The organism is Sphaerisporangium album (assembly GCF_003323745.1).
GTDB lineage: Bacteria > Actinomycetota > Actinomycetes > Streptosporangiales > Streptosporangiaceae > Sphaerisporangium > Sphaerisporangium album.
The window spans coordinates 1-3,229 of sequence record NZ_QOIL01000052.1; the positions used below are offsets into that span (position 1 = coordinate 1).

The 3,229-nt window shown below is 70.2% G+C and carries 3 protein-coding genes; all 3 read left to right on the forward strand.

The window, feature by feature from the left end; translation table 11 throughout:
- Window positions 1-395: 395 nt before the first annotated feature.
- Window positions 396-770 (forward strand): hypothetical protein, encoded by a 375-nt coding sequence (locus DQ384_RS40130; RefSeq protein WP_220183403.1) that lies wholly within the window; start codon window positions 396-398, stop codon window positions 768-770.
- A 92-nt stretch (window positions 771-862) separates the two neighbouring features.
- A complete protein-coding gene (locus DQ384_RS40135) occupies window positions 863-2,248 on the forward strand; it encodes a DDE-type integrase/transposase/recombinase (RefSeq protein WP_114034126.1) in 1,386 nt (461 codons plus the stop codon).
- A gap of 33 nt (window positions 2,249-2,281) precedes the next feature.
- A complete protein-coding gene (locus DQ384_RS40140) occupies window positions 2,282-3,091 on the forward strand; it encodes an ExeA family protein (RefSeq protein ID WP_181871708.1) in 810 nt (269 codons plus the stop codon).
- Window positions 3,092-3,229: the final 138 nt, after the last annotated feature.

The following is a 3,229-nucleotide window of genomic DNA, read 5'->3' on the forward strand; positions in this document are numbered from 1 at the left end:
TGTTGAACGACTTTGAAGATGCCGATGTAGTGGGCGGAATGCGGCATCCTGTCTGCCGACAAGATCGGATGCATGTTCCGGGTGACCGGGGAGTTCGTCGGCGGCGGCACCTCGCCGACGAAGGGCATGCAAAGGCCCTCCCGGTATCTCTTGGCGGAGTCGCCCGGGAGGGCCGTGTAGCGCTCGGAGGCGCTGTGCTCACGGTAGGGGCGAACCCGGAAAAGGTCGAGCGGCAACTGTCTGCGCGGGAGCTGGCGTGCCCGGATTGCGGTGGGCCGTTGAAGCCGTGGGGGTGGGCCCGGGCGCGGAGGTTGCGGGGCGGCTCGGTGGCGGTGGTGGTGCGTCCGCGGCGGACCCGATGCGTGGGTTGCGGGGTGTCGCATGTCCTTCTTCCGGTGTTCGCGCTGGTGAGGCGGGCGGATCTGGCTGAGGTGATCGGGGCGGCGCTGGCGGCCAAGGCGGCCGGGCTGGGGGCTAGGCCGATCGCCGCCGGGCTGGGGGTGCCGGTGGAGACCGTGCGCGGCTGGCTGCGCCGTTTTGCCGGGCGGGCCGAGCTGGTGCGGGTGCGTTTCACCGTGCTGATGGTCGATGTCGGAGTGGATCCGGTGCCACCGGCGCCGGCCGCCACCGCGTTCGGTGACGCGGTGGCCGCGGTGTTCGGCGCGTCGGTGGCGGCGGCCTCGCGGTGGCCGCAGATCGGCGAGGTGTCGCCGTGGCGGATGGCGTGTGCTGCCAGTGGCGGGCTGCTACTGGCCCCGTCCTGGCCTTGATCGACGCGCAACACGAGCCGACCCTGATGATCGTCTGGGTGTCTCTGCGAGCCTTCGCCCGTCTCATCCCGCAAGTGGCCAGGAAGGCTGTTTTGACCAAAAAAGACGAGGATCAGGTCGCGCGGCTGGAGCGCGCCCGCCAGATCGGCCTGTTCCGTTACATGCTCATCCGGGAGGCGGCTGATCCCTCGCTCAGCAGCCGCCAGCGCGGCGCGCTGGTGCGCGCGCTGGCCGGTGTCCCGCATACCGATCCCGACGGCCGCACCATCTGGATCACCCGCTGGACGCTGGACCGGTGGATCTCCGACTGGCGCAAGGGCGGTTTCGACGCGCTGGTCCCCTCCCCGCGCCAATCCCAGCCGCGCACCCCGCCGGAGGTGTTCGAGCTGGCCACCGCGTTGAAGAAGGAGAACCCGGCCCGCACCGCGGCGCAGATCCGCCGCATCCTGGTCGTCCACCACGGTTGGGCGCCCGATGAGCGCACCCTGCAGCGGATGTTCGTGCGCACCGGGCTGACCGCGCTGCGCGCCCCGGTCGAACCGGCGGTATTCGGGCGGTTCGAGGCCGGCACCCCCAACGAGATCTGGACCGGGGACGCGTTGCACGGACCCCGGATCGGCGGCCGCAAGACCTACCTGTTCGCCTTCATCGACGACCACTCCCGGGCGATCGTCGGGCACCGGTGGGGATTCGCCGAAGACACCGTGCGCCTGGCCGCCGCGCTGCGCCCGGCACTGGCCTCGCGCGGCGTCCCCGAGTACGTCTATGTCGACAACGGGTCGGCGTTCGTCGATTCCTGGCTGATGCGCGCCTGCGCCAAGCTCGGCATCAAGCTGGTCCATTCGGCGCCGGGCCGGCCGCAGGGCCGGGGCAAGATCGAACGGTTCTTCCGCACCGTCAACAGCGAGTTCGTCGTCGAGATCGCCTCCGGCGAGGGCGAGGTCGGCCGCCAGGTCGCCAGCCTGGCGGAGATGAACCGGCTGTTCACCGCCTGGGTCGAGGGCGTCTACCACCGCCGCACCCACACCGAGACCGCCATGGCCCCGCTGGCACGGTGGATGGCCGGCGCCCCTTACGCCGTCCCGGTCCCCAGCGATCTGGCCGAGGCCTTCCGCTGGTCGGAGTGGCGCACGGTGTCCAAGACCGCGCTGGTGTCCCTGCACGGCAACCGCTACCAGGTCGACCCGGGCCTGTCCGGACGCCGGGTCGAGCTGGTCTTCGACCCGTTCGATCTGTCGTTCCTGCGGGTGCGCTGCGACGGCGCCGACGCCGGCACCGCGCTGCCGTTCCAGATCAGCCGCAACAGCCATCCCAAGGCCCGCCCTGAGGTCCCCGCCGAAGATCCCGCGCCCACTACCGGCATCGACTACCTGGGACTGGTGGACACCGCCCACAGCGCCGAGCTGGCCTCCAAGGTCAACTACGCCGCCTTCGCCCCCGACCTGCCCGGCGATGACGCCGGGCCGTCCAGCTCGTGACCACCGGCCCCGCCACCTGCCAGGAGTCCCCCCGTGATTGAGAAACTGCAGGCCCACTACGGCTTTTCGCGCATGCCCTTCGGCCGAGACCTCGCCCCGGGCATGCTGCACCGCCACGCCTCCCACAACGAGGCCGTCGCCCGCATCTCCTGGTGCATCAGCGAACGCTCCATCGGCGTGGTCACCGGCGAGGTCGGCGCCGGGAAGACCGTCTCGGTCCGCACCGCCCTGGCCGGACTGGACCCCTCCAAATACACCGTCATCTACCTGCCCAACCCCATGATCGGCGTCCGCGGCATCCACGAGGAGATCGTCAACACCTTCGGCCAGCACCCCGCCCACCTCGGCTCCCGCCTGGCCGTCCAGGTCGGCAAAGCCCTGCTGGCCGAACGCGAAGAACGCGGCCGCACCCCCGTCCTGGTCCTGGACGAGGCCCACCTGCTCACCTACGAGCAACTGGAAACCGTCCGCATGCTCACCAACCAGGGCATGGACCAGGACTCGCCGCTGGCCTGCCTGCTGGTCGGCCAGCCCACCCTGCGCCGCACCATGAAACTCGCGGTCCTGGCCGCTCTCGAACAACGCACCGCCCTGCGCTACACCATGCCGGGAATGGCCTCCGCCGAGACCACCAGCTACGTCAAACACCACCTGAACCTGGTCGGACGCCCCGACCAGTTGTTCACCGAAGACGCCATGACCCTGATCCACACCACCGCCCGCGGATATCCCCGCGCGGTCAACAACCTCGCCCTGCAATCCCTGGTCGCCGCGTTCGCCTCCGGCAAGAACCTCGTCGACGAAGCTGCCGCCCGCTCCGCGGTGAGCGAGGTGGTCGACTGACCGACCGGCACCATGCCGACGAACAACGACACCTCGCCGATGAACACCCCGCCGGACCACCCACGGCGGGGTGTTCTCATCCCAGATCATCGGCATCCTCAGCGCCTACCTCGTCGGCAATTTCGGCGCCGGGCAACA